This window comes from Pseudomonas sp. TWI929 (assembly GCF_039673335.1).
Taxonomy (GTDB): Bacteria; Pseudomonadota; Gammaproteobacteria; order Pseudomonadales; family Pseudomonadaceae; genus Aquipseudomonas.
Genome location: NZ_JBDJLK010000021.1, coordinates 1 through 24,052, shown reverse-complemented (window position 1 = coordinate 24,052; position 24,052 = coordinate 1). Strand labels below are relative to the sequence as shown.

At 61.2% G+C, this 24,052-nt stretch carries 23 protein-coding genes; 8 read left to right on the top strand and 15 right to left on the bottom strand.

From position 1 onward, the window contains the following. The first annotated feature begins 32 nt into the window (after nt 1–32). The 4 genes from hpaR to ABE456_RS11555 all read left to right on the top strand — a co-directional run bounded on the left by hpaR (nt 33) and on the right by ABE456_RS11555 (nt 2,529). Nucleotides 33–455, top strand: coding sequence for a homoprotocatechuate degradation operon regulator HpaR (hpaR, locus tag ABE456_RS11570; RefSeq protein WP_119370607.1), 423 nt, complete (start codon nt 33–35; stop codon nt 453–455). Between the two features lie 242 nt (nt 456–697). Next, complete coding sequence (locus ABE456_RS11565) at nt 698–1,366, top strand: cupin domain-containing protein (protein ID WP_346644031.1); 669 nt, start codon at nt 698–700, stop codon at nt 1,364–1,366. A gap of 95 nt (nt 1,367–1,461) precedes the next feature. Continuing rightward, nucleotides 1,462–1,650 (top strand): DUF1289 domain-containing protein, encoded by a 189-nt coding sequence (locus tag ABE456_RS11560; protein ID WP_346644030.1) that lies wholly within the window; start codon nt 1,462–1,464, stop codon nt 1,648–1,650. Between the two features lie 126 nt (nt 1,651–1,776). Further along, the gene (locus tag ABE456_RS11555; RefSeq protein ID WP_346644029.1) at nt 1,777–2,529 is read left to right on the top strand and encodes a carbonic anhydrase; all 753 of its coding nucleotides are present in this window, start codon (nt 1,777–1,779) and stop codon (nt 2,527–2,529) included. 147 nt (nt 2,530–2,676) lie between these two features. Here the strand turns inward: ABE456_RS11555 and ABE456_RS11550 are convergent, their stop codons facing one another. Together ABE456_RS11550 and ABE456_RS11545 are read right to left on the bottom strand one after the other, a co-directional pair. Next, the gene (locus tag ABE456_RS11550) at nt 2,677–3,765 is read right to left on the bottom strand and encodes a polyamine ABC transporter substrate-binding protein (protein WP_346644028.1); all 1,089 of its coding nucleotides are present in this window, start codon (nt 3,763–3,765) and stop codon (nt 2,677–2,679) included. A 40-nt stretch (nt 3,766–3,805) separates the two neighbouring features. Next, the gene (locus ABE456_RS11545; RefSeq protein WP_346644027.1) at nt 3,806–5,107 is read right to left on the bottom strand and encodes an FAD-binding oxidoreductase; all 1,302 of its coding nucleotides are present in this window, start codon (nt 5,105–5,107) and stop codon (nt 3,806–3,808) included. Between the two features lie 135 nt (nt 5,108–5,242). On the opposite strand from ABE456_RS11545, the gene ABE456_RS11540 reads away from it, so the two are divergent. Next, nucleotides 5,243–6,163 carry a LysR substrate-binding domain-containing protein gene (locus tag ABE456_RS11540; protein WP_346644026.1) on the top strand — a complete coding sequence of 307 codons (921 nt, stop codon included), beginning with the start codon at nt 5,243–5,245 and terminating at the stop codon, nt 6,161–6,163. 177 nt (nt 6,164–6,340) lie between these two features. On the opposite strand, the gene ABE456_RS11535 is transcribed toward ABE456_RS11540, so the two are convergent. The 11 genes from ABE456_RS11535 to ABE456_RS11485 form a co-directional block, all read right to left on the bottom strand. Beyond that, on the bottom strand, nt 6,341–7,096 hold the full coding sequence (locus tag ABE456_RS11535) for an SDR family NAD(P)-dependent oxidoreductase (RefSeq protein WP_346644025.1): 756 nt from the start codon (nt 7,094–7,096) through the stop codon (nt 6,341–6,343). 335 nt (nt 7,097–7,431) lie between these two features. After that, nucleotides 7,432–8,139: a GntR family transcriptional regulator gene (locus tag ABE456_RS11530; protein WP_346644024.1), complete on the bottom strand. Its 708-nt coding sequence runs from the start codon at nt 8,137–8,139 to the stop codon at nt 7,432–7,434. Nucleotides 8,140–8,288: 149 nt separating this feature from the next. Then, nucleotides 8,289–9,317, bottom strand: a complete 1,029-nt coding sequence (locus ABE456_RS11525) for a proline racemase family protein (protein ID WP_346644023.1) — start codon at nt 9,315–9,317, stop codon at nt 8,289–8,291. A gap of 10 nt (nt 9,318–9,327) precedes the next feature. Beyond that, complete coding sequence (locus ABE456_RS11520) at nt 9,328–10,809, bottom strand: aldehyde dehydrogenase family protein (protein WP_346644022.1); 1,482 nt, start codon at nt 10,807–10,809, stop codon at nt 9,328–9,330. Next, nucleotides 10,806–12,086: an FAD-dependent oxidoreductase gene (locus tag ABE456_RS11515; RefSeq protein ID WP_346644021.1), complete on the bottom strand. Its 1,281-nt coding sequence runs from the start codon at nt 12,084–12,086 to the stop codon at nt 10,806–10,808. The genes ABE456_RS11520 and ABE456_RS11515 overlap by 4 nt, the downstream gene beginning before the upstream one ends. Before the next feature lie 161 nt (nt 12,087–12,247). Then, nucleotides 12,248–13,123 (bottom strand): 4-hydroxy-tetrahydrodipicolinate synthase, encoded by an 876-nt coding sequence (gene dapA / locus ABE456_RS11510; protein ID WP_346644020.1) that lies wholly within the window; start codon nt 13,121–13,123, stop codon nt 12,248–12,250. A 49-nt stretch (nt 13,124–13,172) separates the two neighbouring features. Beyond that, nucleotides 13,173–13,838, bottom strand: a complete 666-nt coding sequence (locus ABE456_RS11505) for an amino acid ABC transporter permease (RefSeq protein ID WP_346644019.1) — start codon at nt 13,836–13,838, stop codon at nt 13,173–13,175. A gap of 10 nt (nt 13,839–13,848) precedes the next feature. Further along, nucleotides 13,849–14,520, bottom strand: a complete 672-nt coding sequence (locus ABE456_RS11500; RefSeq protein ID WP_346644018.1) for an amino acid ABC transporter permease — start codon at nt 14,518–14,520, stop codon at nt 13,849–13,851. A gap of 10 nt (nt 14,521–14,530) precedes the next feature. Then, nucleotides 14,531–15,352, bottom strand: a complete 822-nt coding sequence (locus ABE456_RS11495; RefSeq protein WP_346644017.1) for an amino acid ABC transporter ATP-binding protein — start codon at nt 15,350–15,352, stop codon at nt 14,531–14,533. Nucleotides 15,353–15,406: 54 nt separating this feature from the next. Continuing rightward, on the bottom strand, nt 15,407–16,243 hold the full coding sequence (locus ABE456_RS11490; protein ID WP_346644016.1) for a transporter substrate-binding domain-containing protein: 837 nt from the start codon (nt 16,241–16,243) through the stop codon (nt 15,407–15,409). A gap of 221 nt (nt 16,244–16,464) precedes the next feature. Next, a complete protein-coding gene (locus tag ABE456_RS11485; protein ID WP_346644015.1) occupies nt 16,465–17,385 on the bottom strand; it encodes a LysR family transcriptional regulator in 921 nt (306 codons plus the stop codon). A 101-nt stretch (nt 17,386–17,486) separates the two neighbouring features. Here ABE456_RS11485 and ABE456_RS11480 point away from each other — a divergent pair, with 101 nt between their 5' ends. The 3 genes from ABE456_RS11480 to ABE456_RS11470 all read left to right on the top strand — a co-directional run bounded on the left by ABE456_RS11480 (nt 17,487) and on the right by ABE456_RS11470 (nt 21,931). Next, nucleotides 17,487–18,833 carry an aspartate aminotransferase family protein gene (locus ABE456_RS11480; RefSeq protein ID WP_346644014.1) on the top strand — a complete coding sequence of 449 codons (1,347 nt, stop codon included), beginning with the start codon at nt 17,487–17,489 and terminating at the stop codon, nt 18,831–18,833. A gap of 71 nt (nt 18,834–18,904) precedes the next feature. After that, nucleotides 18,905–20,401 carry a CoA-acylating methylmalonate-semialdehyde dehydrogenase gene (locus ABE456_RS11475; protein WP_346644013.1) on the top strand — a complete coding sequence of 499 codons (1,497 nt, stop codon included), beginning with the start codon at nt 18,905–18,907 and terminating at the stop codon, nt 20,399–20,401. Between the two features lie 225 nt (nt 20,402–20,626). Then, complete coding sequence (locus ABE456_RS11470) at nt 20,627–21,931, top strand: aspartate aminotransferase family protein (RefSeq protein ID WP_346644012.1); 1,305 nt, start codon at nt 20,627–20,629, stop codon at nt 21,929–21,931. Between the two features lie 105 nt (nt 21,932–22,036). On the opposite strand, the gene ABE456_RS11465 is transcribed toward ABE456_RS11470, so the two are convergent. Both ABE456_RS11465 and ABE456_RS11460 read right to left on the bottom strand, forming a co-directional pair. Next, nucleotides 22,037–22,834, bottom strand: coding sequence for an SDR family oxidoreductase (locus ABE456_RS11465; RefSeq protein WP_346644011.1), 798 nt, complete (start codon nt 22,832–22,834; stop codon nt 22,037–22,039). 86 nt (nt 22,835–22,920) lie between these two features. Then, a complete protein-coding gene (locus tag ABE456_RS11460) occupies nt 22,921–23,844 on the bottom strand; it encodes a LysR substrate-binding domain-containing protein (RefSeq protein ID WP_346644010.1) in 924 nt (307 codons plus the stop codon). Nucleotides 23,845–24,052: the final 208 nt, after the last annotated feature.

Genomic DNA, 24,052 nt, shown 5'->3' with positions numbered 1-24,052 from the left:
TTCGTGAATTGAGAAAAACCACAGGTTTGACCATGACCAAGACGCAACCTTCGCTGACCCTAAGCCTGCTGCAGGCTCGGGAAGCCGCGATGGCATTTTTCAGGCCGCTGCTGAACGAGCACGATCTGACCGAGCAACAATGGCGGGTGATCCGCATCCTCAAGCAGCACGGCGAGCTGGAGAATTACCAGTTGGCCGAGCTGGCCTGCATCCTCAAACCGAGCATGACCGGGGTGCTGGGGCGGCTGGAGCGCGACGGGCTGGTGCGCCGGCAGAAGGCCGCGCAGGACCAGCGGCGGGTGTTCGTGACGCTGACCGAAGGCGGGGAGGCGTGCTTTGCCTCGATGAAGGAGGGGATGGAAGCCAATTACCAGAAGATCCAGGCGCAGTTTGGTGAAGAGAAGCTGCAGCAGTTGATGGGGTTGTTGAATGACCTGAAGCGTATCGCGCCCTGATCCACTCCCTTGGTAAGGCCGCCCTCTTTGAACTGCACTTGAATCACAGATTTAGCAGGGCCTCTGTGGGAGCAACTGTTTTGCTCAATTTCTAAAAGCTGGCGCGATCCCTGTGGGAGCGGGCATGCCCGCGAAGCATGTGACGCGGTGGATGGCACCGGCATACCCTTGCAGGCATCTCCCGCAGCCATGATGATCATGGGATTGGCACCGTCCCATGACTCTTTACCAGGACCTCGCACATGCTTGTCAATGCAGACTTCTCCCAGCCGGCCATCGTCACGGCTGACGATTACCAATGGGTGGCCTCCCCGCAGCAGGGGGTGGAGCGGGTAATGCTGGACCGAGTGGGCGGTGAGAAAGCCAGGGCTACGAGCATTGTGCGCTACGCCCCTCAATCCTGTTTCCCGCGCCATTTTCATCCCGGCGGCGAGGAAATTCTTGTGCTTCGCGGCACCTTCTCGGAAGGCGAGAAACATTGCCCGGCCGGTTACTACCTGCGCAATCCGCCGGGTTCGAGCCATCAGCCGTCCAGCCTCGAAGGGGCGGTCATCTTCGTCAAGTTGTGGCAGATGGAGCCGGACGATACCACCTCGGTTTGTATCGACACCCAAAACCCAGCCAACTGGGCAGAGCAGGGCGGGCGCGAGATCTGCGCACTTTTCCATAGCGCCCACGAACAGGTCTGCCTGCAACGGTTGGCGCCGAAAGCGCCGTTGGTGATCCGGCAAGTTGCCGGTGCTGAACTGCTGGTAATCGCTGGCGAGGTCGAGGCCTGCGGGCAAACGCTGCGCAGCGGCAGCTGGATGCGGCAGCCCAAAGGCATTGGCCTGTGTGTGACGGCAGGCGACTCAGGTGCCACGGTCTACCTCAAGACCGGGCATCTGGCCAGCCTGCCACGGCAGGAATAAGGCTCAAGGAAGCAGGCGCGTACTTACACCAGTTTCCTGGTGTTCAGCGACCAATACTCCCAGAATTCACCCATTTACATCGTTTGAGATTACTTATGGCAAAGGACATAGAAAACCCATGCGTTTCGCTATGCCAACTGAGCAGCGAGATGTGCGTGAGTTGTGGGCGAACCCGAGAAGAGATCCGTAAATGGCGGGGCATGAAGCGGCCTGAAAAGATGGCCGTGGTGCAGAAGGCAGCCACTCGGATGAAAGGCATTGCCAAGAAGAAAAGCAAGGGCTGAGCCGCGCATCGCTTGATGTTCGGAATCAACTACACTTCATGACTCCAGTGCTGCACGTTCTGTTTGGTGCTCGTTCTTCCAACAACAGTAGTTACTCCAACCGAAGTGTCCTGAGTACACACCATCATGTGTAAATCATGTGATTCAACTTCAACTGCCAACCCAACAGACCGTCGTCGATTTCTTCAGTTTGCCGGACTCGGGGCAGGTGCCCTGCTGCTAGCCGGTGCGTTCCCTGCGCGGGTTGCGCAGGCAGCAGAAAAGTCGACTGCGCCCCCTAAACCGCAAAACGCAATCAGCCCTGACGAAGCGCTGAAACGGCTGATGGCAGGTAATGCACGTTACGTCAGCGGTGATTCAACCACGCACGATTTCAAGGCCGAGCGCGAGGCGTTGGTGTCTGGGCAAAACCCGTTTGTAGCGGTGCTCAGTTGTGCCGATTCGCGCATTGCGCCGGAGTACGCGTTTGATACCGCGCGGGGTGATTTGTTTGCGATTCGTGTGGCAGGCAACTTTGTGACTGGCGAGGGCTTGGCCAGTATTGAGTATGGGGTGGCGGTGCTGGGGGCGCCGTTGATTCTCGTGCTCGGCCATGAGAGCTGCGGCGCCATTGAGGCGGGGATCAAAGCGGTAAAGGACAATGCCAAGTTCCCTGGGCATATTCCGAAACTGACAGATGCGCTCAAGGGCCCAGTCGAGAAGGTAATCAAGCAGCCTGGCAATCTGATGGACAATGCCATAGCGCAGAACGTCAAGGATTCTGTTGAGGTGCTCAAGACGGCTACACCACTGCTTACCGATGCGATCAGCAAAGGCAAGTTGAAGGTGGTGGGTGGGGTGTATCGGCTGGCCACTGGGAAGGTGGAGCTAATTGCCTGAGTAAGCGTCTGGGTGGGGCCGGCGCGATGCGACTTTGGTAGCCGGCCCCGCCCACCTGATTGCCGCTTAGTGCGATGGGTTGATGCGGTGGGCGATCACCCAATGACTGCAATCGCCAACAGTGAACTATGCCCACCGGTTGCTGCATCACTTCCCACTTATCACTCTGGTCCATAGCCGGGTACTCAAGCGCATCCCCGCCGGCGACAGGGTCTTGATCGGGAACAGCGTATCGAGTACCGATTCCGGCGGGTAGATTGCCGGATTGTCGCGCAGCTCAGGCGTGATGTACTCCAGAGCCGCCGCATTCCCATTCGGGTATTTCACCGCGTTGCTGATATTGGCGATCACTTTCGGCTCCAGCAGGTAGTTCAGGTACGCATAGCCGTTCTGCCGATGCCGCGCACCCTTGGGCATCACTACCATGTCCACCGCCACGGTTGAGCCTTCACGCGGAATGCTATAGCCCACATCCACCCCGTTCCCGGCCTGCTTGGCACTGCCCATGGCCTGCAACACATCGCCACTGAAACCGATGGCCACGCAGATATTGCCGTTGGCCAGGTCGCTCACGTACTTGGATTGGTGGAAGTAACTGATGAAAGGCCGCACCGCCAGCAACGCCGCCTCAGCCTTCTTCAGGTCTTCGGGGTTCTCGCTATGCGGGTCCAGGCCCAGTGTCCTGAGGGTGATGGAAACGATCTGCGTCGGGTTGTCGAGGAAAGCTACGCCACACTGGCTGAGCTTCTGGATGTTTTCCGGCTTGAACAACAGGTCCCAGGACTGTGTCACCTCGGTGCTGCCGAAGATCGCTTTGATCTTCTCCACGTTGTAGCCAATGCCGGTGGTCACCCACATGTACGGGATCGCGTATCGGTTGCCGGGGTCGCTGGTCTCCAGGATCTTCATCAACTTCGGATCAAGGTTATGCCAGTTGGGCAACTGGCTGCGGTCCAGCTCCTCGATAGCCCCCGCCTTGATCAGCCGCGGCAGGAAGTGGTTCGACGGGCTTGCCAGGTCGTAGCCGCTGTTGCCAGTCATCAGCTTGGCTTCGGTGGTTTCGTTGCTGTCGATCAGGTCGTAGGTGACCTGGATGCCAGTGCGCCGGGTGAACTCGGTCAGGGTGTCATCGGCGATGTAACCGCTCCAGTTGGCGATGTTGACCCGTTCTTCGGCATGCGCCGCCGTGGCCAGCAACGCCGAGGACAGCAGGGCCACGCAAGTATGCTTGATCATGGATTCGCTCTCTTGTTCTTGTTTGCAAGGTAATTGAAAATCAGCGCTCACCCTGGGCGCGGCGCACTTCCCAGGCCATGCGCACGCTGGCGCCCAGGTCGAAGAACGGCCGTGGCGGCAGGTAGCCCGGACGGGCCTGGCCAAGCACATCGCGCAGCAGGGTCGAGTCGGCGCCAATGGCCATCTCCACCAGCAAGCGGCCCCACAAGGTGCCGCGGGCGACACCAGAGCCATTGCACCCGGCCACGGCATGCAGCCCGTCCTCGACCCGGGCAAAGTACGGCTCGCCAGAACGGGTGCCGCTGAGGTGGCCGGTCCAGGTGTATTCGATGTCTTGCACTGTGATGCCCGGGAAGCGCTTTTGCAGGCCCAGCAGGTGCTCGCGCTGGCGCACGGCCAGGCCGGCGGCATCGATGTCGCGGTGGCGATACTCCACGGTGTTGCGGATCAGCAGCCTGCGCCCCGGCAGCAGGCGCAAGGTGCAGCCGCCAGGCAAGGTGGACAGTACGCCCCAGCCCTGGTCGTCGAACAGCTGCTGCCAATGCCCCTCGGTAAGCGGGCGGGTGATGCTGGCGCTCAATTCCAGCGGGAAGGTGCCGCTGCGCTTGAGGCCAACCCTTGGCAGGAACGCGCCCACACACAGCAGCACCTGCCGGGCCTGCACTTCGCCTGCTTCGGTCTGCGCGGTCCAGCCTTTGCCGGGACGGCGGCGCAGGTCGGTGACGGCGCTGTGCTCGAAGACTTCAACCTGTTTCGGCAGGCTGTCGGCCAGGCCTTTGACGTAGCGGGCCGGCTGCATCAGCCCGTTGCCACCCGCGCAGTGGATGGCACGGGCATAGAACGAGGTGCCCAGGCGCTGCTGCAGAGGCGTGCCCTCCAGGAACTGCACCTGGGCGCCCACGGACGCCAGGGTTTCCAGGGCTTCCTCGACATGCTGCAGGTGCGCTGGTTCATGCACCGCGAAGTGGTAGCCGTTGTCACTGAGTTCGCAGTCCAGCTTCAGCTCGGCGATGCGTCGACGCACCTCTTCCCCGGCCGCCACGCCAATGCGCGACGCAACCTGATAACCGGCGAATCCCGCCGTGCCGATCAGTTCGCCAGCGCCAGGCAACTCATGGCTGACCACAAACCCGGAATTGCGCGCCGACGCGCCTTGGGCGACGCGCTGGCGGTCGATCAGCACCACCCGTTGCGAGGGAAATCGCCGTGCCAGGGTATGGGCCGCAGAGAGGCCGGTGATGCCGCCGCCGACAATCAGCCAGTCGACTTGTTGCGTACCTTCAAGTCGCGGCTTTACCGGCGACTCTCCAGCAAGGGCGATCCAGCCACAGTGGTTGTTCATTGTCCGTCACTCCTTCACAATCGATGCGCAGGCGTGATTGACCAGGATGCCCAGTAGCCCGCTGCATGCCCTAATCTAAGGGCATGATGCCGATCTTTCTAACGCTAAAAACTCATCCATCTATTCGGAATTTGCATGGATAAAAACCTTCGCGTGCCCTCGTTGCAAGCATTGCAGGCGCTGGTCCGGGTGGCGGACACCCGCAACTTCACTGAAGCCGCCCGCCAGCTGCACCTGACTCAGAGCGCGATCAGCCGGCAGATTCAACAGTTGGAAGAGCACTACCAGACCGTGCTGTTCGACCGCACCAGCCGCAAGGTCGCGCTGACCGAGCACGGCCGCGAGGTATACGAGGTGGCGCGGGACCTGCTCAAGTCCCTGCGCACGTTGGAACAGCGGCTGGCCCCAACGCCCCTGGACCGCCCTTTCCGCATCCGCATATTCGTATCCCTGGCGGTGCGCTGGCTATTGCCGCGGCTGAGTTCGTTCTATGCGGTGAACCCCGGGCTGACCCTGTCCATCGAGACCGTCAGCGGGGAACTGGTGGATGAAGGCGGTGATTGTGATGCCTATGTCCTGTACCTGCCTGGCGGCCTGGATGATCGCCGGCTGACGCCACTGTTCGACGAATACCTGATCCCGGTGTGCGCCGCGCAGCTAAACGACGGCCGCGCCCCGCCCCGCTCGGCTGAGGCATTGGCCGGGCATTCGCTCATCCACGGTTCCACCTCGCGCTACGAATGGAACCTGTGGCTCAAGGCGCAGCATGACCTGCCCGGGCGCAGCTACCAGCACCTGCTGTTCAATCTCGACGACCTGGCTCTGGACGCCGCCGCTCGCGGCCTGGGCATCGCCATGACCGACCGCATGCTGGCCCACGACGCGCTGGTACGCGGCGATCTGGTGGTGCCCTTCGGCGAAGCGCTGAAGACCGGCGGCGTGTATGCCCTATGGCTACGGGACAGTGGCGTTGCTCATCCCGCGTGCCAAGCTGTGTTGAAGTGGTTTGAGGAGCAGGTGGAGCAGACCGTGCAGCCGGGAAGGCCACGAGGGTAATAGTGAAAATGAGTGGACAGATGTTTGATCAGTACGTGAAACGATGGGGTCTGACCATCGACGGTGATGTGTTTCATTCGCTTAATGGTAGCCATTCCCCTCAAGGCCAGCGGAGCTGGCAACTTTGAGACCATTACCTTAGGCCACTCACCGCGAGTGGCCCAAGGTGGAGTAAGGTCAGGCCACTGCCTGTGCTCCGGTAATTTCTACCAGCGAGCCGCACATGAACGCAGCTTCTTCTGAAGCAAGGAATGCGACGAGTGCAGCTACTTCTTCAGGTTTGCCAATGCGCCCGAAGGGTACAAGCCGGTCCAGGTCGGCAATGGTGCGGCCCGAGCGCAGTACGCCAGCTTCAAGCATCGGCGTGTGGATCTCACCGGGGCACACCGCATTGACCCGGACCTTGTGCGGAGCATAGTCGCGCGCCAGGTTCTGGGTGAACGAGGCTACGGCAGCCTTGGTCACGTTGTAGGCAATGTGCCCAGGTGCTGGGTAGAGGCCCCATTGCGATGCCGTGTTGACGATCGCGCCACCGCCGGCTTCGATCATGCCAGGCAGCACCGCCCGACAGAGATGGAACATGGCATCGAGGTTGACTGCAAAACTGCTGTGCCAATCATCTTCACTCAGGGCCAGCAGGTTTCCGCGGCGATTGATGCCGGCGTTGTTGACCAGAACATCGATGCAACCCAGTTCATCTAACACGCGTTGCACGAGCGTGCGGCAAGCTTCGCCTTTTGCTATGTCAGCAGCGATCGCCAGTGCTTTGCCACCGTACTTGTTGATTTCGTCTGCTACGACCTGCGCTGCTTTCTGGTCGACATCGCTGACCACCACCGTCGCGCCTTCGTTGGCAAGCCGCTTTGCAATTGCCGAGCCGATACCTCCGGCGCCACCCGTAACGATTGCCACTTTGCTCGCAAATCTGTTCATCGCCGACTCCTGTGATTGTCGAATGAAATTATTGATTTTGTAACTTTGCTTAGGCGGTTGGTTTATCTGGGTGATTCTGCATGCAGTGCAGCATGCAAATTATACGGCGTGTAATGAGCTGTCAATAATCAGCGCGGTTTTTGAGTTTTAATTTGCGCAGGTAGAGAAGGGGTGTGGCGAGTGTTTTACTTTTGCTGCAGCGCCGGAGAGGTGGGGTGAACAGCTGAAACCTAACGACGGCTTACGTAATAGGGGTAATTATATATAAAGCACGCGGCTGGCCGAGTTTCGGCAGGTAGCGGATATTACGGTCCGTGCTAAACAAGCGTCAGCCGTCAAGCCACAGACATGCGGGCTGTAAGGTTCTGCTGCATGTAGTCCAGGAAGCGGCGCTGGAATAAAAGCGTGTGCTCATGTGCAGCTGCTTCTGCAGCATCGGCATCGCGTGAGGCGATGGCCTCGATAATTTCATCATGGTCGCGCCCCAGGCGATGTGCGTTGGCAGAGCTGACAACGTGATCGAAATGCAGATGCAACAGGCGCTGGCCTTCGCCCAGAAGGCGCTCGTAGTAGTTCACAAAGTAGGGGTTGCGCCCAGCTTGAGCGATGGATACATGAAAAGCTTTATTGAGCTCTGACATGGCTTGGAAGTCACCGCTTGTTACGGCTTTCAAATAGGCTGCATCTGCTTTGCGGATGTTTGCCAGGTCGTCGGCCTTGTGTTGGGTTGCCGCCAAGCGAGTGACGGCGCGTTGTATTAAATCCAGGGCAGAAATGTAGTTGGGGAACTCTTCGATCTCGAAAGGTGTCACCAGCGTGGTGCGGTTGGGTAAAATGAGCACCAAGCCTTCGGTAATCAAACGTGCCAATGCGTCACGCACCGGAGAGCGGGATAAACCAAACTGTGCGGCTAGCGACACTTCATCCAATTGCACGCCAGGTTTCAATTTGAGCGTCAGAATTTGCTTGCGCAATTCTTCATATATATAGCGACCGCTATGGCGGCGAGGGCCAGCGTCGGCTTCGTTATCTTTTGCCATCATCAGGTCTCGGTTGGTTTGGCCCATATCACACAGGCCAAGCCTTGATAAATTTTGCTCTCTACCGACTTGGTGTAGCTCCAGTATTGGGGAGGAGTAAGGTGCAATGGAAGGGCTGTGCCCGGCGGCTACCGGGCATAGCAAAGCCAAGGCTACTGGCTGAGGCCGGCTCCCCAGGTATCACTGAGCATGAACCCCGCAGCCAGCGGGTCATTGGGGTCAACGCCCAGTTGCTGAATGCCGTATAGCCAGGCACGACCGGTGACGCGCGGCAGCACCGCGGGCTTGCCGGCGACGTCGGTGTGGCCCAGCAGGGCAACCTGGAACTGCCCGCCAATGGTCGAGCGCGATACCAGGTTGTCACCCGCCTGAACCAGCCCGCGTGCCGCCAGCGTTGCCAGGTTGGCCGAGCTGCCGGTGCCGCATGGCGAGCGGTCAACCCGCCCGGGTGGCAAGGTGGTGCAGGTCTGGTAGGTGCGATCGTCCAGGCGATTGCGGAACATCACGTAAGCCACTTCGTTCACTGACGGCAGCAATGGATGCTGGATGTTCAGTTGACGATTGATCACGTTCTTCAACGCAACACCGGCATCGGCCAAGGCGCGGGCATTTTCCGGCGCAATAGCAAGGCCGGTCTGTTCCACATCGATCAGTGCGTAGTACACGCCGCCGAATGCCACGTCGATTTTGATCGTGCCGAACTGCTCGGTCTCGATAGCCAGGTCCAGGTGTTCGACAAAGGCCGGCACCATGTCCAGCGACACGCTTAGGCAACGGCCGTCCGCGCACTGGGCGCGGGCGGTAACCAGGCCGGCCGGGGTGTCGAGCACTACCGTGGTCTCGGGCTCCTGCATCGGCACCATGCCCAGCTCCAGCAAGGCGGTGACCACGCAGATGCAGTTGCTGCCAGACATCGGGTGAGCCTTGTCCGCCTGAAGCACGATGAAGCCCGCTTGGGCCTCTGGCCGGGTTGGCGGCAGCAGCAGGTTGACCGACATCTGCAGGCAGCCACGCGGCTCCAGGGTTACCAGGCGACGCAGGCTGTCATCGACTTCGTTGATGTGGTTCATCTTGTCCAGCATGGTGGCGCCCGGGATACCCAGGACGCCCCCCGTGATGACCTTGCCGATCTCGCCTTCGCAGTGCACCTCAGCGAGCTGAAGAGTCTGTTTCCAACGCATGGGTGTTACCTCACTTGATGTACCAGCCCCAAGGCTGTTCGCTGTCGTAGCGGGTGATCTGCTTGGTTTCGAGGTAGTTGTTCAAACCCCACTCGCCCAGCTCGCGGCCAATCCCGCTTTGCTTGTAGCCGCCCCACGGCGCTTCGGTGAAGGTTGGCTGCGAGCAGTTGATCCAGACAATGCCCGCGCGGAACTTGCGTGCCACGCGTTCACAGCGCTCCAGGTCCTTGGACATTACCGCTGCACCCAGGCCGAAGCGCGAATTGTTAGCCGATTTGATGGCTTCTTGTTCGCTGTCGAACGGACGAATGCAAACCACCGGGCCGAAGATTTCTTCGTTCCAGATCCAGCTGTCCTCCGGCACGTCGGCGAACACGGTCGGCTGCAGGTAGAAACCCTTGTCCAGGTGAGCTGGGCGCTCGCCACCGCAGACCAGGCGGGCACCGGCTTCCAGGCCGCGCGCGATGGCTTGCAGGGTGCCGTCGTACTGATTGCGGTTGACCAGTGGGCCAAGCAATACGCCCTCGTCCATGCCATTGCCGATCTTGATCTTGCGTGCTTCTTCAGCCAGGCGTGCCAGCAGGGGTTCGTAGGCCGAACGCTCAACCAGGACCCGTGAGGTTGCCGAGCAGACTTCCCCTTTGTTCCAGAAAATGCCGAACATGATCCATTCAACTGCTTTTTCGATGTCGCTGTCGGCAAAGATCACGAACGGCGATTTGCCGCCCAGTTCCAGGGTCACGTTCTTGATGTCCTGGGCGGCCGCTTGCATGATGCGGCTGCCCACCGGCACGCTACCGGTGAAGGCCAGCTTGTCTACGCCCGGGTGCGCGGTCAGTGCGGCGCCGACTTTGGAACCCGGGCCGGTAACGATGTTCAGCACGCCGGCCGGCAGGCCAGCTTCATCGGCGATACGGGCCAGCTCCAGTGCAGTGAGCGAAGTCTGCTCTGCCGGTTTGAGGATGATGCAGCAGCCAGCAGCGAGGGCAGGGGCGATCTTCCATGAAGCCATCAGCATCGGGAAATTCCACGGCACGATGGCACCGGCTACGCCGATTGGCTCTTTACGGGCTACCGAGCTGAAGCGGTCGTCGGCCAGGGCGACCGGTTTTTCGCGCGCGGCATCCAGCTCTTCGGCCAGGTTGGCGTAGAAGTCGAAGCAGCCTGCGGTATCACCGATGTCCCACATCGCTTCGGGGAACGGTTTACCGTTGTCGCGCACTTCCAGTTCAGCCAGTTCTTCCTGGCGGGCACGGATGCCGTCGGCGATCTTGCGCAGGTAGGCGCCGCGCTCGGCACCGCTCAGGCGCGGCCAAGGGCCCTCGTCGAAGGCGGCCCGTGCGGCCTTTACGGCGACGTCGATGTCGGCGGCGCTGCCCGAGGCCACGTTGGTGATCAGGCTTTCATCGCTGGGGTCGAACGACTCGAAGCTGCCGCCCTCGATCGGGCTGACCCATTTGCCGTTGATATAGAACTGGTCGTAGCGGTTCATGCGTTTCCTCCAAGTACGGCAAAGCGCCGGGCGCTGAAAGCCGAGAGATTCTGGGTGGGGGTGCGTTGGGCGGCGAGGTCACTGACCAGGCGGCCAGTAGTGGCGCCCAGCGTCAGGCCGAGCTGGCCGTGACCGAATGCCAGGATGGCGTTCTTCAGCCGCGGTGAACGGTCGATAACGGGTTTGGTGTCGGGCAGGAACGGACGGTAGCCGACGCCGAACTCCATGCCTTGGGTGTTCAGTTGCGGGAGCACGCGGCGTGCCTTTTCCATGATGATTTCGGCGCGCTTGAAATTGGGCTCGGCATTTGGGGCTGCGAATTCGATGGTGCCACCGATCTGCAAGCCGCGCGTCATCGGCGCGAAGCAGAAGCCACCGTCGGCATAAATGACCGAGTGACGAATTTCCACACCGGGCTGTGGCAACACCGCCTGGTAGCCGGCGATGCCCGCCAGCGGGATATTTACGCCGAGCGAATTGAAGAAGGCGCGGGCGCCAGTACCGGCGGCGACCACCAGCAGGTCAGCCGGGACGCGTGCGCCATCTTCCAGGGTTACGCCGGTCGCCTTGTCATGGTGCTCGTCGATTTTTGCCACACGCTGGCGAATGCGCACGCCGCCTTGGGCAATGAAACTCTCGGTCAGCGCGGCAATGAAACCTTCAGTGTCATTCACCGCGCGCCAGTCCGGGAACATCAGGCCATGCTGGAACTTGCCGGCCAGGGCCGGCTCCAGGTCGCTGATGGCTGCACCGTCCAGCTCTTCGGAGCGGAAGCCCAACTGCTTGCGCAGTTCCAGGTGCGGGCGCTCATGCTGCAAACCTGCAGGTGAGTCGAACACTTCCAGGATCGGGCGGTCGCCGAGCAGGGTCTTGTCCGGGCAGGCGTCGAGCAGGGGCGCATAGTCTTCATAAACATGCTGGGTCAGGCGTGCCATGTCCTGGGCGATCTCGTTGATCTTCGAGGGGCGGGCACAGGCCAGGAAACGCATGAACCAGGGCAGGATCCCTGGCAGCGCGCTCGGGCGCAACGCCAAGGGGCCTTTCTGATCGAGTAGCCAGCCAGGGATCTTCATCAAGATGCCGGGCTTGGACAGTGGAATGACTTCGCTCACCGCCATTTGCCCGCAGCTCCATTTGGCGGTGCTATCGCCGGGTGCGGCTGGATCGATGAGTGTGACCCGGTGGCCGTCGCGCTGCAGGTACAGCGCGCAGCACACGCCGACGATACCGCCGCCAATGACCACGGCCTGTTGCGATGAGGGGTGCGGGTTGTTCATGGATCACATGCTCTAAAGGGTGTGTGAGGGCCCTGTGGGAGCGGGTTCATCGAGGCGTCGAACCGCCGCGAATCAGGCACCGCAGTGTTTGGCACCGGCCTTGCCGGTGTTCGCGGGTGAACCCGCTCCCACAGAGTTCAGCTCAGATCATTGCATTTGCATCAGGCCTGGGAGGCTTCGAACACCTTGCGGAACTCGGCCTTTTCTTCATCGGTCAGTGGCAGCAGCGGCGCGCGTGCCGGGCCGACCTTGAAGCCGGCCAGCTCGGTGCCGTACTTGACCTTCTGCACGAACTTGCCGCTTTCCAGGTTGGCCATGGCCGGGAACAGGCTGCGCATGATCTGCTGGGCACCGCGGATGTCGCCGCCGGTGAAGGCCTTGTGGAACGCCACGACCTTTTCCGGGAAGATGTTGGCCGGGCCGCAGATCCAGCTGTCGGCGCCCCACAGGTAGAAGTCTAGGGCCTGGTCGTCCGAGCCGCAGGACAGTTGGATGCCCTTGTACTTCTCGCCGATTTCGATGGCACGCAGCAGGTTGCCGCTGCTTTCCTTGATGCCGATCACGCGTGGGTGGTCGTTGAGTGCCGCGACCACGTCCATGCCCACTTCGACGTTGGTACGGATCGGGTAGTTGTAGAGCACCACGTTGATCTCGGGGAAGGTCGAGAGAATGGTGTTGTAGTGGGCCAGCAGCTCTTCCTGGGACGGCAGGGCATAGTACGGTGGGGCGATCAGCAGGTTGGTGTAACCGGCATCGACGGTCTGCTTGATCTGCTCCAGCACTTCGCGGGTGCACGAGCCGTTGGCACCGGCGATCAGGGTGCCGCGGTCGCCGACAACCTCCTTGACGGTAGCCAGGATCTGGCGGCGCTCTTCGTTGGTCAGGGCGTAGTATTCACCGGTGGAACCCAGTGGTACGAAACCGCTCACGCCGGCTTTCAGTTGATGCTCCAGAATCGTGGCCAGGGTGTCGTGGTCGACTTTGCCAGCGGCATCGAATGGGGTGACCAGGGCAGGCAAGATACCGTTCAGTTTCATGGTGAGTCTCCGAGGGTGTTTTTAGATCAATAGGACCGGTCAGGTCAGGTCAGTAGGCGTAGCGGCGCAGCAAGCGCCCTTCGACCACGCCGACCAATCGGGTCAACGGGAAGGCCACGAGGAAGTAGATGACCGCGACTGCCGAGAGAAACTCGACGGGGCGGGCGGTGCTGTTGGAAATGTTCTGGCCAACGAACATCAGGTCGGCGACACCTACCGAGGAGATCAGTGCGCTCTCCTTGAACAGGCTGACCACGTTCGACAGCAGCGGCGGTACGGCGCGCAGCAAGGCTTGTGGGAAGATCACGTAGAGCACCTTGACCTTGGCACCCAGGCCCAGCGCAGTGCAGGCGTCATGCTGTTCGCTGGCGATGGACTTCAGCGCGCCGCGGAAGGTCTCACTGGTAATCGCGCCCATGAACAGGGTCAGTGCGATCAGCACCGACACATAGGGCGGGATGTCCAGGCCGAACACCACCGGGAAGCAGAAGAACACCCAGAACAGCTGGATCAGCAGCGGCGTGCCGCGGAAAAACTCCACGTACAGGGTTAGCGGCAGGCGCAGCAGCGGGGTTTTCACCTGGCGCAGCATGCTGACCACGAAGCCCAGCAGGCTGCCCAACAGGGCGCAGGCACCGGTGAATGCCAGGGTCAGGGCCAGGCCCTTGAGCAGCACGGGCCAGTAGCCCAGGACAACCGAGAAATCGAGTGGCATGGCTATCTCCTCAGCGCTGGCCGGCCAGTTCCTGGCGCCGTTCAAACCACTGCACCAGTTGCGCGATCGGCAGCGACAGGGCGAAGTAGATGAGGGCAATCAGGGTGTAGGTTTCCAGCGGGCGGTAGGCTTCGGTAGCGAGGCTTTTGCCCACGTACATCAGGTCGGCGACTGCGACGATGGCCACCAGGGCGCTCTGCTGCAGGGTGCCGATGCCGTTGGTGATCAGCACCGGCAGAGCGCTGCGCAGCGACTGCGGAAGGATCACGTACAGCGTGCGTTGCCAGCCTTTGAGGCCCAGGGCGATCGATGCATCCAGGTGCTCGCGCGGCACCGCCTGCACGCCGGCCCGGTAGGCTTCGGCATTGAACGCGGTGAGGTTCAGGCCCAAGGCCAGGAAGCCCATGGCGATCGGGTCGATGAACACGTCGAACAGCATCGGCACGCAATAGAAGAACCAGACGATCTGCAGCAGTGCCGGCGTGCAGCGGAAGAACTCGATGAACAGCTGAGCCGGCCAACGGACGAAGAACCAGCGGCTCAGGGTCATCAGGCACAGCAGGAAGCCGCAGATCAGGCCGATCAGGTTCGAGACCAGGGCCAGCTCCAGGGTTACCTTCAGCCCGTCAAGCAAGGCCGGCAGGCTGCCGCTGAGAAAATGGAAGTCGAATTGGTAGTTCATGACCATGCCCTCAATCGAACTGCACGACCTTTTCGAGGAACTCGCGGGTGCGAGCCTCACGAGGCTGGGTGAAGATCTGCTCGGGCGGCCCTTGCTCGACCACCTTGCCGTTTGCGCAAAACACCACACGGGTGGCGATATGGCGGGCGAAGTGCATGTCATGGGTGACGATGATCATCGCCATCTTCTGCTCGGCCAGCTGCATCATCACGTTCTGCACTTCGATGACCATTTCCGGGTCGAGCGCCGAAGTGACTTCGTCGAACAGCATCAGGCGCGGCTCCAGCATCAGTGCCCGGGCAATGGCCACGCGCTGCTTCTGGCCGCCGGACAGCTGGCTGGGGTAAGCGTGCAGCTTGCTTTCCAGGCCCAGCCGGGCCAGGTAGGCACGCGCCTTCTCGGTGGCTTCGGCCTTGCTCAGGCCATGTACCTTCACGGGGGCCAGGATCAGGTTGCCCAGCACCGACAGGTGCGGGAACAGCGTGTAGTGCTGGAACACCATGCCGATCTGTTTGTGCAGGGCTTCATCCAGCGGCTTGCCCTGTTTGCGGCTGCCGTCAATGTAGGTTTTGCCCTGGAACTGAATACTGCCGCCCTGGATGCCTTCCAAGCCCATCAGCACGCGCAGCAGTGAGCTCTTGCCGCTGCCGGACGGGCCGATGATGACCAGGCGATCGTCGGCGCGCATGTCCAGGTTCATCCCGTCCATCACCACCAGTTGTTCGGAGTAGGCCTTGCGCACGTTCTGCAGTTGGATGAAGCAACCGCCTTGGCTCAAATTCGGGTTGAGCGAAGCCTGTGGCTGGGAAGCCACCAAATGAGGAGTGGTCATTAACGTTGTCTCCACGAGGGCCCTTGGCCAGGGCCCTCGGCATGTCAGCGGGAGTTACTGGGCTTTCTGGCTCGCGATGATCTCGGCGGATGCCTTGTCTACCAGCTTGTCGATCTCACCGGACGCGCGGCGCTCGGTGAGATAAGCATCCAGTTGGGCGAGGTCTTCTGCGGGTGTTTCACGCGAGAGGGCGAATGACACGCCCTGCTTGGCCAGGGCGGGCACCGGCAGGATCTCTTTGACCCAGCTATTGGCCATGGCGAACAGGTGGTTGGTGTCGTTGGCATCAGCGAGCACATCGGCCCGCCGGGACATCAAGGCCATGCGCGTTTCATCGGACCCAGGCAGGCGCATGACTGTAGCTTTGCTGATGGAGGTGGAGATGGCCTTGTCGGCAGCCGAGCCGGACATGACGGCGATTGTTACGCCTGGCTTGTCATAGTCGGCGAGCTGGGTGCCAGCGCCGTTGAACTTGGGGTTCTTTTCATTGATGAGCAGCGAGATCTGGTAGTCCGTGGCGGGGACCGAGAAGGCCACGGCCTGCGCACGCTCCGGCGTCATGTTGAGTGCCATGGCCATGTCCCATTTGCCGCTCTGGATGCCCGCCACCTGGTTGTCCCAGCTGGTATCGACGAATTGCGCTTTGACCTTCAGCACGTTTTCCGCGAAGTCGCGACACAGGTCGACGAAATAGCCACTGTATTGCCCGCTGGCCGGATCACGCATTACGTAGGGCGCCGCGATTGCAGCACCGCAGCGAAGCACGCCGGCTTTTTGCACCTGTTGCCAGGTTTGGGCTTCGGCTTGCGCCGAGGGCTGCATCAGAAGCGCTAATGCTGCAGTGAGGCAAGCGACGCCGCCTCCGATCTTGCGGGAAAGGGACTGTGCCATTTTGAATCTCTCCAGTGATTTTTCTTGTAGACAGAAGAGCAAGCAAAAAACGAACGCTGTGTTTTTGTTTGGATGCCGCGTTGTGTGCAGCAATGCATTCAGGCTATTTCGAATACGTTCGAGCTGTCAACACGCGTGAAAGAATTTTTAGAAGCAAAAACGCCCTCGCTCACCGGCAACGGTGAATGAGGGCGCTTGAGGGGGAGAGGGGCGAGAAAGGTTTAAGTGATGCTGTCGGTCAGGTGCAATTCATTGAGGAAGCGTTCGAGAATCATGTTCTGCCGGCGCCCCTTGCGCATGGCGATGGCTATTTTCGAGTCGAAATACAGCCGGCCGGGATCCAGCGCGGTCATCAGCCCCTTTTCAACCCAGGTGGCGGCGTAGTGGTCCGGCAGAAAGCCGATGTATGCGCCCGTGAGGATCAGGAAGGCAATGCCTTCGCGGTCTGTAGCCGAGGCGGCAAAGCTGAGCAGTTGGTGCAGGCCGATCGCTTCGGCGGTCATGCGGTAGGCGGGGATCACCGCATCTGCCTGTGACAGTTGCTCATTCGTGACCGTGGCGGCGTGGGCGAACAGCGGGTGTTCATGGCTGCAATACAGGTTCGAGCGCTCCTCGTAGAGCAGGCTGTAGTCCAGGCCCGACAAGGGGGTGATCAGCGGCACGGCGCCGACGTGCAGCCGGCCATCAAGCAGGCCGCGCTCGATTTCCCCTGGTGTGCTCATGCTCAGGTTGATACGTACGCCACTGCCCTCGGCCCGCACCGCTTTCAGGGCATGGGTGATGCGCATCTTGGGCTGGGTGACCAGGTTGTTGACGATGGCAACGTTCAGATCGCCGCGCAGTTGCTGGTGCATCTGGTTCACTTCACTGCGAAAGCCCTCGATGGCTACCAGCACGGTTTCGCTGGCACGCAGTACCTCGCGGCCTTCATCCGTCAGGGCGAAGCCGGCACGGCCGCGTTGGCACAGGCGCATGCCCAGGCGCTTCTCCAGGTCGCCCATGTGCAGGCTGATGGCCGAGCGGGTAATGCCTAGCACGCTCTCAGCACCGGAAAAGCTGCCGCATTCAGCTACGGTCTTGAACACGCGCAGTAGCCTTAGATCGAAATCACTTACCTGATGCAGGGGTGTTTTTTTTGTCATGCGTGAGTATTCCGATAACTGAGCGAAAGAAAATACAGATTTAACTTACATTACCGTTCGGTTCAAGCTAGGTCGCATTCACCCAGCTCAGGACCACCGTCATGAATCAGGCCGTGCAAGCAAGTATCCCCCTGGCCCGCGGCCTCAAGTTGGAATCCCACTGGATGCCGTTCTCTTCGAACCGCAATTTCCGCAAGGATCCACGCTTCATTGTCGGTGCCAAAGGTAATTGGTTGATCGATGAGCACGGGCGGCAGGTGTTTGACAGCTTGTCCGGGCTATGGACCTGCGGTGCAGGCCATTCACGTCAGGAAATTGCCGATGCCGTGGCAAAGCAGTTGGTTACCCTGGACTACTCGCCAGCCTTTCAGTATGGCCACCCGCTGTCGTTCAAGTTGTCCGAGAAGATTGCCAGCCTGACACCCGGTGACCTCAACCACGTGTTCTTCACAGGTTCCGGCTCCGAATGCGCGGACACCTCGATCAAGATGGCGCGGGCCTACTGGCGTTTGAAGGGGCAGCCGCAGAAAACCAGGCTGATCGGGCGTGCCCGCGGCTATCACGGCGTAAACGTGGCCGGTACTGCCTTGGGCGGAATCGGTGGGAACCGCAAGATGTTCGGTCAATTGATGGATGTCGACCACCTGCCGCACACCTTGCAGCCGGACCTGGCATTTACCAAGGGCGCAGCCGAGACTGGCGGGGTGGCTCTGGCCAATGAGCTGCTGAAATTGATCGAGCTGCACGATGCCTCGAACATCGCCGCAGTCATCGTCGAGCCGATGTCTGGTTCGGCAGGCGTGCTGGTGCCGCCGCAGGGCTATCTGCAGCGGCTGCGTGAAATCTGCAACCAGCACGACATCCTGCTGATCTTCGATGAAGTCATCACCGCATTTGGCCGTATGGGCTGCATGACCGGTGCCGAATACTTCGGTGTCACCCCAGACCTGATGAACGTGGCCAAACAGGTCACCAACGGTGCCATCCCGATGGGGGCGGTGATCGCCAGCAGCAAGATCTATGACGCGTTCATGCACCAGGCCTCGCCCGAATACGCCGTCGAGTTCGCGCATGGGTACACCTATTCGGCTCATCCAGTGGCCTGCGCGGCCGCACTTGCGACCTTGGACTTGCTGGAGAGGGACAACCTGGTCCAGCAGTCGAAGGCACTGGCACCTCACTTCGAGCAAGCCATCCATGGCCTCAAAGGCGCGAAGCATATTGTCGACATTCGCAACTGCGGCCTTGCCGGCGCCCTGCAGATCGCACCGCGTGATGGCGATGCCCTTATTCGCCCCTTTGAAGCTGGCATGGCGCTGTGGAAGGCCGGGTTCTATGTGCGCTTCGGCGGCGACACGCTGCAATTCGGCCCCACCTTCAACACCAAACCCCAGGAACTGGATCGCCTGTTCGACGCCGTGGGCGAAGCCCTGCAAGGCGTCAACTGATCGACTGCCCCCGTTCGGCGGAGGCGCTTCTTATATATAGGCAGCTTGTGACCAAGCTTTGAGGAATGAAGATGACCACTATCAAGCACTTGATTCACGGTGAACACGTCGCAGACGATGCGCGCACCACTGACGTATTCAACCCCTCCACCGGCCAGGCGATTCACAAGCTCGGCCTGGCGAGCCGTGCCACCGTGCAGAAGGCCATCGACTCTGCTCAGGCTGCTTTCCCGGCTTGGCGCAATACCCCTCCAGCAAAGCGCGCGCAAGTGATGTTCCGTTTCAAGCAGCTGCTGGAAGCAAACGAGCAGCGCATTGCCCAGCTGATCAGTGAAGAGCACGGCAAGACCATCGAGGACGCGGTAGGTGAACTCAAGCGCGGTATCGAGAACGTCGAGTTCGCCTCGGCCGCGCCTGAAATCCTCAAGGGTGAGTACAGCCGCAACGTCGGCCCGAACATCGATGCCTGGTCCGATTTGCAGCCCATCGGTGTGGTCGCTGGCATCACCCCGTTCAACTTCCCAGCCATGGTGCCGCTGTGGATGTACCCGCTGGCCATCGCCTGCGGCAACTGCTTCATCCTCAAGCCCTCCGAGCGTGACCCAAGCTCGACCCTGCTGATCGCCGAGCTGCTGCACGAAGCTGGCCTGCCAAAGGGCGTGTTGAACGTGGTGCATGGCGACAAGGAAGCGGTGGATGCGCTGATCGAAGCGCCTGAAGTGAAAGCGCTGAGCTTCGTTGGCTCCACCCCGATCGCCGAGTACATCTATGCCGAAGGCACCAAGCGCGGCAAGCGCGTGCAGGCCTTGGGCGGCGCCAAGAACCACGCCGTGCTGATGCCTGATGCCGAGCTGGACAATGCCGTCAGCGCGCTGATGGGGGCTGCCTACGGTTCGTGCGGCGAGCGCTGCATGGCCATCTCCGTGGCGGTGTGCGTAGGTGACCAGGTCGCCGACGCGCTGATCGCCAAGCTGGAGCCGCAGATCAAGGCGCTCAAGATTGGTGCCGGCACCCACTGCGGCCTGGACATGGGGCCGCTGGTTACCGCCGCTGCACGTGACAAGGTGCTGGGTTACATCGATGACGGCGTTGCTGCGGGTGCCAAAGTGGTTGTCGATGGCCGCGGCTTCAAGGTCGCAGGTAACGAGGACGGCTACTTTGTCGGCGGCACCTTGTTCGATCGCGTCACGCCTGAGATGCGCATCTACAAGGAAGAGATCTTCGGCCCGGTACTGTGCGTCGTGCGCGTGAGCAGCCTGGAAGAAGCCATCAAGCTGATCAACGACCACGAATATGGCAACGGCACCTGCATCTTCACCCGTGACGGTGAGTCGGCACGCTTGTTCTGCGACGAGATCGAAGTGGGCATGGTGGGCGTCAACGTACCGCTGCCAGTACCTGTGAGCTACCACAGCTTCGGCGGCTGGAAGCGTTCGCTGTTCGGCGACCTGCATGCCTACGGCCCGGACGGCGTGCGCTTCTACACCCGCAAGAAAGCCATCACCCAGCGCTGGCCGAAGCGCACGAGCCATGAGGCTGCGCAGTTCGCGTTCCCGAGCAATAGCTAAGGCGGTGCCCTGTTCGAGTAGCAGCGTCATCGGCTGTTCTGACGGAGAAATGCCGATGGCGCTGCTGCTCACCCCCGTAATGCATTTACGGGTGCCCGATACCTGTCGGGACCAACTTCTCACCTTTTGTCAAAGGCTCAGGCTGGAGACCTCGCCGCCATCACGCTGGCGGCATTTCTTTTCAGGCAGGGGCTGAAGCATCAATTCATGAGGTCCATAGGCACCATGGCAATTTCCAACGAATACGTAAAAGGCCTCGATCGCGAATTTGTCTTCCATTCGTGGTCGACCCAGGGCGCACTCAACCCGCTGGTCATCGCAGGTGGGGAGGGGTGCGCGGTCTGGGATCATGACGGCAAGCGCTACCTGGACTTCTCCAGCCAGCTGGTCAACACCAACCTGGGTCACCAACACCCAGCGGTCATTGCGGCTATCCAAGAGCAAGCCGCTATGTTGACGACTATCGCTCCAGCCACTGCCAACCTTGCGCGTGGCGAAGCTGCCAAGCGCATCATCGAGCAGGCACCGAAGGGCTTCAAGAAGGTCTTCTTCACCAACGGTGGTGCTGATGCCAACGAAAACGCCATGCGTATGGCTCGGCTCTTTACCGGTCGCGACAAGGTGTTGTCCGCCTACCGCTCCTACCACGGCAACACTGGTTCGGCGATCGTCGCCACGGGTGACCCGCGCCGGGTGCCGAACGAGTATGCCCGTGGCCATGTGCACTTCTTCACGCCTTACCTGTACCGCAGCGAGTTCAGCGCGCAAACCGAGGCCGAAGAGACCGAGCGCGCACTGCGCCACCTTCGTCGTGTGATCGAGAGCGAAGGTTCCAGCTCGATCGCCGCCATACTGCTTGAAAGCCTGCCTGGCACCGCCGGTATCCTGATGCCTACCGCAGCCTACATGCAGGGTGTGCGTGAGCTGGCGACCGAGTTCGGCATCCTGCTGATACTCGACGAAGTCATGTCTGGCTTTGGCAGGACCGGCAAGTGGTTCGCGCTGGAGCATTATGGCGTCGTGCCTGACCTGATTACCTTTGCCAAGGGCGTCAACTCGGGCTACGTTCCGGTAGGCGGTGTGGTGATCTCGGAGCAGATTTCCAGCTACTTCGATACCCACTTCTTCCCGGGCGGCCTGACCTACTCCGGGCACCCACTGGCCATGGCATCGATCGTTGCTGCCATTGACGCCATGCGCAAGGAGCGGGTTGTCGAGAATGCGCTGGAGATCGGCACCAACACCCTGGGCCCGCGCCTGCGCGAGCTGCAGCAACGTCATGCATCGATTGGTGATGTGCGCGGCGCTGGCGTCTTCTGGGCGCTGGAGTTCGTCAGCGACAAACAAAGCCGGGCACCGCTGGCTGCGGACAAAATGCAGGCACTTAAAGCCAAGCTGCTGGAGCGTGGTCTGCTGCCATTTGTTGTCGAGAACCGCATCCACGTAGTTCCGCCGTGTGTTGTTACCGCAGAAGAAGTCGAGGCGGGCATTGTCATTCTCGATGAAGTCATCGGCTCGGTACTGGGCTGATTGACCTGACGCTTTTGCTGGAATTTCTGGTTGTAGAACAAGCCGCCATCACCCTGGCGGCTTTTTTATTGATAGTGCTTCCCGTGTAGGAGCGGCCAGTTGAATTCAGATAGCCAGGCTGTCGACCACACCGCCGTCAACCCGCAAGGCTGCGCCGGTGGTGGCGGAGGAGTAAGGGGAGGCGAGGTACACCGCCAGGTGGGCGACTTCGTCGACATCGGCGGCGCGCTGGATGATCGAGCTCGGCCGTGCGGTACGTACGAAGTTGTCGGCTTCTTCACGGATGCTGCGCCCGGACGCCTGGGCTGCACCGGCCACCAGTGCGGCCACGCCGTCGGTCAGGGTCGGGCCAGGCAGCACTGCGTTCACCGTAACCCCGGTACCAGCCAGGCGCTTGGCCAGGCCATGGGATACCGCCAGGTTGGCGGCCTTGGTCACGCCGTAGTTGATCATGTCGGCAGGGATGGCAATGCCCGATTCCGAGGAAATGAACAGGATCCGTCCCCAGCCTTTCTCGACCATGCCTGGGGCATAGTGGCGGGCCAGGCGCACGCCGCTGAGTACGTTGGTGTCGTAGAAGCGCGTCCACTCGCTGTCGGCCACGTCGAAGAAGTCGACGTCATCGTAGATGCCCAGGTTGTTGACCAGGATGTCGGCCCGTGGGTGGGCGGCGAACAGGGTTTCAGCACCGGCGGCGGTACCCAGGTCAGCAACCACGCCGTGGATCTGCCCACCGCCGCCTTGCTCGCGCAGTTCGGCCAGGGCGGCATCCAGCGACTTCTGGCTGCGGCCGGCAATGACCACGTCGGCGTTGGCGCGGGCCAGGCTGCGGGCGATGGCCAGGCCAATACCGCCGGTCGAGCCGCTGATGATGGCGGTGCGCCCGCCGAGGTCGATGTTCATGGAATGGCTCCTGTGGGTGAGTTGTATCGATGGGAACCATGCTAGTGAAGCGCACTCAGACTGTAAAAGACGTAATTCGACTGAGTTCAGACTTGTATGGACTTATCAAGCCCTTCCTCGGCCAATGCCAGCACCCGCTCGCGGAAAATGCCCACGATTGGCCGCAGGTCCACCTGGTGCCACGCCGCCCACAACTGCACGCTGGGCTGGAACCAGTCCAGCTGGCGCAGCACCACAGTCGGCCCGGCGCTGGCCGACAGGCTGCTTTGCACCATGGCCAGGCCCAGGCCGGCTGACACCAGACCGAGCACGCTCAGTGGGTCGGTAGCCTCCAGCGACAAGCGCGGGGTAAAGCCGGCATCGCCGCAGCGGGCAATGAAGTCGTCACGCTTGTTCACCTGGTCGGGCTGGCCACCGGTGATGATCCATTCCTGCTCGTGCAGGTCGGCAGGGGTCGGTTCGGCCTTGCTGGCTAGCGGGTGCGCGGCCGGAATGGCCAGCAGCATCGGGTCGTCCAGCACCGGCTGGCCGCGCAGGTCGGGGTCGTGCTTCGGCGGCGGTTCGCACACCAGGGCAATGTCCAGGCTGCGCTGGCGCAGGCCTTCGAACTGCTCGTTGGGGGTCATGTTGTACAGCGCAATGTGAATGTTCGGGCGCTCGCCACGAATCGCCCGCACCGCACCGGGCAGTACGCCGGCATGGATGGCGTGGTTGACATAGCCGATGCACAGCCCGCCTTCCTCGCCACGGCCCAGGCGCTTGCCCAGTGACTCCAGGCGCTCGGCATGCTTGAGCAGGCCACGCGCCTCGGCCAGGAAGGTGCGCCCGTCTCTGGTCAGGTACAGGCGCTGGTTGCGCCGTTCGAACAGGGCCAGGCCAAGGTTGTCCTCCAACTGGGCGATCTGCCGGCTGAGGGGCGACTGGGAAATATGCAGCTGCTCGGCGGCCCGGCCAACGTTCTCGCATTCGGCAACGGCCACGAAGTAGCGCAACTGACGTAGATCTTGCATAAGACCTCCAGGGACTTAACTATTTCTAATTATGGCTTTAAAGGTCTAAAAATGGCCAGCCTGAACACGAACGGGCCACGTTGTTTGGTGGCGATGCCCGTGGCCTGACCGATTACCCGGCAATGGCAACAGCATGATCTCAGGCTTGTGGGAGCGGGGGGGGGGTGGGGCGGGGGGGCCCAACCGCCCCCCCCGGGTCGGAGGCGCG